Genomic DNA, 6,701 nt, shown 5'->3' with positions numbered 1-6,701 from the left:
CCGCGTAGGCGCTCAACGCCTTTGCCGCATCGGCCGGCGTGGAGCTGACGGTGGATGCCAGCCTGCTGCAAGGCCGCAGCAGCGCAGGCCTGTCGGGCAGCTACAGCGTGGCCGAAGGCTTTGCCGAGCTGCTGCGCGGCCAGGGCCTGCGCGCCCTGCGCGAAGCCAACGGCAGCTACACCCTGGGCCGCGACCGCAACGCGGCAGCGCCCGTGGACGGCGGCGTGCTCATGCCTGCCGTCACCGTGCGCGCACAGGCTCAGCAGGCGCCGGAAGCCTATGCCGGTGGCCAGGTCTCCACAGGCGGCCGCATGGGCCTGCTGGGTGACAAGGACTTCATGGAGACGCCCTTCAACACCATCAGCTACACCGAGAAATTCATCGCCGACCGCCAGGCCCGCGACATCACCGACGTGATCTCCGCCGCCGACCCCACCGTGTTCAGCACGGGCATGACCGGCATCATCAGCGAGAACTACTCCATTCGCGGCTTCAGCTCCAGCATTGGCGATGTGACCTTTGGCGGGCTGTTCGGCGTGGCACCGTTCTACCGCGCATCGCCAGAAATGTTCGAGCGCGTGGACGTGCTCAAGGGCCCCTCGGCCCTGCTCAACGGCATGCCGCCCGGCGGCTCGGTGGGCGGCACGGTCAACCTCGTACCCAAGCGCGCGGGCGACGAGCCGCTGACGCGGCTGACCACCTCCTTCATGTCCGATGCGCAGCTGGGCGCCCACATCGACCTGGGCCGGCGGTTCGGCGAGCGCAAGCAGTTCGGCATCCGCTTCAACGGCGTGCTGCGTGACGGCGACGGCGCCGTGAACCACCAGGAAAAAGAGACCCGGCTGGCCTCGCTGGGCCTGGACTGGCGCGGCGACCGTGCCCGCCTGTCGGCCGACCTGTACAGCAGCGAGGACCGCACCGACGGCTTGAACCGCGGCATCAACCTGGCCGCAGGCCTGCCCGTGCCCAGGCCGCCCAAGGCCGACACCCTGCTCAACCCCAGCTGGGCCTTCTACGACACCAAGGACAAGGGCGCCATGGTGCGCGGCGAACTCGACCTGGGCGACCGCGTCACGGCCTATGCCGCCGTGGGCACCAGCAAGACCCGGTACCGTTCCACGGGGGCCTACCTGATCCAGGTCTTCAACACGGCCGGCGACTACCGCACCAACCTGGCCGACCTGGGCTTCGAGATGGACAAGAAGTCGGCCGAGGCCGGCCTCAAGGGCAAGTTCAACACGGCCGGCGTGGGCCACCAGTGGGCGCTCAACGCCACCTACTACACGCATACCGACAAGCAGTTCGGCCGCCGCAACGTGCTGGCCCAGGACTGGATCACCAACATCTACCACCCCATCTGGGGCCCGGCCACCAGCTTCAACGCGCCCCCGATCTCGCGCACCGAACTGCGGCTGACCAGCATCGGCGTGGCCGACACCCTGTCTTTTGCGCAGGACCGCGTGCAGCTCACCCTGGGCCTGCGCCGCCAGCAGGTGCTCAGCGACACCTTCAACGTGGCCACGGGCGCGCGCACCGCGCGCTATGACGAAGGCGCCACCACGCCGGCCGCCGCGCTGCTGGTGAAGGCCAGCGAGCGTGTCTCGGTCTACGCCAACTACATCGAAGGCCTGAGCCAGGGCGCCACCGCACCCATGACGGCGGCCAACGCGGGCGAAGTGTTCGCGCCCTACAAGTCCCGGCAAAAGGAGCTGGGCCTGAAGCTGGACCTGGGCGACTTCGCCCACACCTTCAGCCTCTATGAGATCCAGCGGCCCAACGGCTACACCGATCCCGTCTCCAACGTCTTCTCCTTCGGCGGCGAGCAGCGCAACCGGGGCGTGGAATGGGGCTTCTTCGGCAACGTGGCCACGGGCGTGCGCCTGATGGGCGGCATTGCCTACGTACAGCCCAAGCTCGCCCGCACGGCAGGCGGCGTGAACCAGGGCAAGCTGGCGGCGGGCGTGCCCAGGCTGCAGGGCAAGCTGGGCGTGGAGTGGGACCTGCCCGCCGTGCAGGGCCTGACGCTGACGGCCAACGCCACCACGGCTTCCAGACAGTACATCAATGCCGACAACTCGCTGTCCGTGCCGGGCCGCACCGTGTTCGACATCGGTGCGCGCTACGTGACCACTGCGGCCGGCCATCCGCTCACGCTGCGCGGCAGCATCACCAACGTGGCCAACAAGGCCTACTGGGCCACGCCGCTGTGGACCAGCCTCGGGCTGGGCGCACCGCGCACCTTCATGCTGTCGGCCACGGTTGATTTCTGAGCGATGACAGGGCGGCTTGCCTTCCATCAAGCCGCACCGAGCCTGCGCTGCCGCCCTGCGGGCTATAAACTAGCCCGGTCGGGCGGCAAAGCATGCCAGCCCCCTTGCCCTCCCGCCGTATACCAGGATGACAGACGCCTATGGACAGCCGCAATGACAGCATGGACCTGAGCGACGACAGCGTGTTCGAGAGCGCTGCGGAGTTGTTCCGTGCCATGGCGGCGCCCGTGCGCCTGAAGATCATCAGCGTGTTGTGCAATGGCGAGAAGAACGTGACCGAGCTGCTCGCCAGCATCGCCACCACGCAGCCCAACATGTCCCAGCACCTGAACACGCTGTACCAGGCCGGCGTGCTGGGCCGGCGCCGCGAAGGCGTCAGCATCTACTACTTCATCGCCAACGAGCAGGCTGCGCAGATGTGCTGCGCCATCTGCACCCAGGTCGCCATCGAGCAGGGCTGAGTGCCGCAGCCTGGCAGGGGCGACTCGGCTAGGATGCCATCCATGCCGCCCACACCCACCCTGGTCCAGCCCCTGCCGCTCGATGCCGACGGCATCCTCGCGCTGGCAGCGCGCTCCATGTTCCAGCTGTTCTCCACCATGAGCCAGGGCATGTTCCTGGCCGACAGGGCAGGGCGCATCGTCTGGGTCAACGAGGGCTACCAGCGCTTCCTGCCCGACCTGGGCGTGGCCTCGGTGGATGAGTTCCTGGGCCACATGGTCGAGGACGTCATTCCCAACACCCGCATGCGCCGCGTGCTGGAAACCGGCGAGCCCGTGCTCATCGACCTGCTCACCAACCGTGCCGGCACCTTCGTGGTCAGCCGCATCCCGCTCAAGGACGATGCGGGCGCGGTCATCGGTGCCATCGGCATCGTGCTGTTCGACCAGCCGGAGACCACGCTGCAGCCCCTGATCAGCAAGTTCGCCGTTCTGCAGCGCGACCTGGACGAGGCCCGGCGCGAGCTGGCCGCCCAGCGCAACCGCAGCCTGCGCGTGGCCGTGCAGGGCGAGCGCCGCGCCAAGTACAGCTTTGCCAGCTTTGTCGGCAGCAGCCCGGCGGCCGTGGAGGTCAAGCGCCAGGCGCGCCGCGCAGCCCAGTCGCTCAGCCCCGTGCTGCTGCTGGGCGAGACCGGCACCGGCAAGGAGCTGCTGGCCCATGCCATCCACGCCGCATCGGCCCGCAGCGGCGGCCCCTTCGTCACCGTCAACATCGCCGCCGTGCCGGACGCCTTGCTGGAGGCCGAATTCTTCGGCGTCACCCCCGGCGCCTTCACCGGCGCCGACCGCAAGCCGCGCGACGGCAAATTCAGGCTGGCCGACGGCGGCACGCTGTTCCTCGACGAAATCGGCGACATGCCCCTGAACCTGCAGGCCAAGCTGCTGCGCGCGCTGCAGGAAGGCGAGATCGAACCGCTGGGCTCCAACCAGCTCGTGCGCTTTGACGTGCGCGTGGTCGCCGCCACCTCGCGCGACCTGCCGCAGATGGTGCGGGACGGCCGCTTCAGGGAAGACCTCTTCTACCGCCTGCACGTGCTGCCCATCCGCGTGCCCCCGCTGCGCGAACGCAGGCGCGACATCCCGGCCCTGGTCGAAGTCCTCTCCGAAGAACTGGCCCTGCGCAACGACATGCCCCCGCCCGAACTGCTGCCCGACGCCCTGGCCCTGCTGGCCGGCCAGACCTGGCGCGGCAACATCCGTGAGCTGCGCAACGTGCTGGAGCAGGCCGCCATGCGCAGCGAAGACACCGCCATCAACGCAGAGCAACTGCGCGAAGTGCTGCGCTCATCCGGCGTGGAACCCGCCGCCCCTGCGCCCGGCCCCGAGACTGCGCCCGCCCCGTCCCCTGCCCACGACAGCCCCGCCGACACCGACCTGCTGCGCCCCCTGGCCCAGCAGGTGGCCGAGCTGGAACGCAAGGCCATCACCGCCACCCTGGCCGCCAACAGCGGCAACAAACTGGCCACGGCGCGCCAGCTGGGCATCTCGCGGGCCACGCTGTATGACCGCATGGCGGTGCTGGAGCTGGGGGGCTGAGTCACCCGCCATCTGCAGGCCGTACCGTGGCCAAGAGGCAGGGCGATTCCTGCTGTTCCCCATCCCGGAGCCCATCCCGGAACCCAGTCCGTGAACATGAAAAACCTCCTTACCCGCCTCAAGACCGCATTCAGCAAGCCTGCACCCGAGCCCGCTCGCCCACAGGAACACCCGCAACACCAACGCCAGCAGCAGGAACCCCAGGCGGATGCTGCAAAGGACGAAGTACTCATCAACGCCTACTGCACCGTCTGGGACCTTCCTGCGATTGACTTTCCGCACACGCTGGCCGGGCGCCGCGATCTGTCGGACCCCGAGCTGGCACCGCATCTTTCCGGCTTTGTCGGCTATGTGCTGGGGCGCGGCGATGGGCAGATGACGCGCAACCGCTACCACGCCATGCGCCATATCCAGCGCGTGCAGCAGCACCTGAGCCTGGGCATTGCGCCGGAGCAGCTCGATGCCTTTGCCGGCTGGGCACAGCGCGCCAACGCCATCGCATTTCTGGCGGACGGCAGCATTCGCGACCCGCAGGGCCGCATCCTGCTGGCCGCCAACGGCGCCGAGCCCGATGAACAGGCCGCGCTGCCCTATCCGCAGCAGGCCTGGCAGCGCAAGCAGCGCAGCGAGCAGACGCTGGCGCAGCGCGGCTTCACGCCAGCGGCCAGCCTGCCGCCGCTGATCTCCGAGCCCGAACTGCGCATGCGCGCGCCCGATGAGATCGCCGCACGCGCCTTCGCCCTGCTGGCCGTGGCCGTGCGCGCCGAATCGCTGAACGAAGCAATGAACAGTGGCGAACCGCTCACGCCCGACGAGCTGTTCCAGCGCCTGCCAGCCGCCCAGGCCGCGCTCACCCCCAACGAGCGCGACTTCATGGCCACTGCCCAGCCCTCCGAAGAGGCCATCGCCAAGTTCGGCTGGCGCTACGAAGCCGCGTACTTGCTGGAATGGGCGCTGGGCCTGGTCGATACGCTGCCGTTCCCCGATGCCATCTGCGACGTGCCGCTCACCTCGCGCACCCTGCTGCAGGCCGGCGACCTGCAAGGCGCCCTGCATGCCGCGCGCATGCGGCCCGACAGCGACATCCTCGACGCCCTGGACCAGCACTACCGCCTGCACTGGATCGTGCGCCAGGCCCAGGTGCAACAGCAGCCCGCGCCCGCGGGGCTGAACGCCGACGTGCTCATGGAGCGCCACCACGCCCTGAACTGGCTGGTGCGCTTCGAGGGCAACGACTGGGATGACGTGGACACGCCCACCTGAGCAGGTGGCATGGCCGCACAGCCGGCCCTCTTTTTATTCCTGTTTGAGATTGAAACTCATTCAACTGTCTATACTCGCCGCTTCGCGGCCCCCGGCACCGCCTGCCGTTGGGCCAAGGCGGCCGGGCATGGCCATCCGTTGACTGATCCGTTGTTGGCTCCCGTGGTCGTACGCTATTACCGAGAACTGCTGAGGTTCCTGCAAAGGGCCGTCAAGGATCGCGACACGGCCGAGGATCTTGCACAGGAAAGCTATGCGCGCCTGCTGGCCGTGCAGCGCTCTGGAGAGGGCATTGCCGAACCGCGTGCCCTGCTGTACCGCACGGCGCGCAACCTGGTGATCGACCAGTACCGCCGCAGCGAGGTGCGTGGAGCGCATGCGCCGCTGGATGCCGGGCCGCAGGGCGCGGAGCAGGCGCAGGGCGCGGATGACCTGGCCGGCCCCCAGGCCTGCGAGCCCGAGATCGCCGCCATGTCCTCCCAGTCCGTGCAAGCGCTGCTGGCCGCCATCGGCGCCTTGCCGCTGCGCTGCCGCGAGGCCTTCATCCTGCACAAGTTCGACGGCATGTCCCAGGCGGAAGTGGCCCGGCACATGGGCATCTCCACCACCATGGTCGAGCGCCACATCAAGCTGGGCATGCAGGCCTGCCGCGCCTGCCAGGACCGCATGGACGGCACGCCTGCGCCCGCAGCATCGCCCCGGCCGGGAGACGCTCGATGAGGCCAGACCTTGCATGGCCTGCGCGGACTGCGGCCTGTGCCCTCACCCCGTTTGCCCCGCACGCGGGGTTGGGTTCGCGGCTGTCCGTGCGTCTGCTTCCCTGTAGCCTGCGTCATTCGCATGACTGAACACCTCCCCCCAGCCCGGCCCACCGATGCCAGCCGCAGCGCCGATGCCCAGGCGCTGGACTGGTTTGCGCAATTCAGCCAGCAGCCGCAGGCCGCCTTCGATGATGCGGACTTCCAGGCCTGGCTGGCCGTCGATCCGGACCACCGGGCCGCCTTCGAGCGCTGGCAGGCCGACTGGCGCCGCCTTGATACGCTGCCTGACACCGCCGTCCAGCAGCTGCGCCGCCAACTGGCTGCCGACAAGGCCGCTGACCTGCACGGGCAAAGGGCGCGGCCACACGCGG

General features: G+C 69.0%; 6 protein-coding genes. All 6 read left to right on the top strand.

Annotated elements, in window-relative coordinates:
- Window positions 1-38 precede the first annotated feature (38 nt).
- The gene (locus L995_RS10545) at window positions 39-2,270 is read left to right on the top strand and encodes a TonB-dependent receptor (RefSeq protein ID WP_231574404.1); all 2,232 of its coding nucleotides are present in this window, start codon (window positions 39-41) and stop codon (window positions 2,268-2,270) included.
- Between the two features lie 140 nt (window positions 2,271-2,410).
- Entirely contained in the window at window positions 2,411-2,731 is a 321-nt protein-coding gene (locus L995_RS10540) for an ArsR/SmtB family transcription factor (protein ID WP_016449629.1), read from the top strand.
- Between the two features lie 42 nt (window positions 2,732-2,773).
- Window positions 2,774-4,306: a sigma-54 interaction domain-containing protein gene (locus L995_RS10535; RefSeq protein WP_047471484.1), complete on the top strand. Its 1,533-nt coding sequence runs from the start codon at window positions 2,774-2,776 to the stop codon at window positions 4,304-4,306.
- 96 nt (window positions 4,307-4,402) lie between these two features.
- The gene (locus L995_RS10530; protein WP_047471481.1) at window positions 4,403-5,569 is read left to right on the top strand and encodes a DUF4272 domain-containing protein; all 1,167 of its coding nucleotides are present in this window, start codon (window positions 4,403-4,405) and stop codon (window positions 5,567-5,569) included.
- 162 nt (window positions 5,570-5,731) lie between these two features.
- Window positions 5,732-6,289 (top strand): sigma-70 family RNA polymerase sigma factor, encoded by a 558-nt coding sequence (locus tag L995_RS10525; RefSeq protein ID WP_047471487.1) that lies wholly within the window; start codon window positions 5,732-5,734, stop codon window positions 6,287-6,289.
- Window positions 6,290-6,409: 120 nt separating this feature from the next.
- Window positions 6,410-6,701: DUF4880 domain-containing protein (locus tag L995_RS10520; protein ID WP_047471478.1), on the top strand; the 292-nt coding region annotated here is incomplete at its 3' end.

Origin of the sequence: Delftia sp. ZNC0008 (assembly GCF_000799035.1) — a bacterium.
GTDB classification, from domain to species: Bacteria; Pseudomonadota; Gammaproteobacteria; order Burkholderiales; family Burkholderiaceae_C; genus Comamonas; species Comamonas tsuruhatensis.
This window is presented reverse-complemented; position numbering and strand designations above follow the sequence as displayed.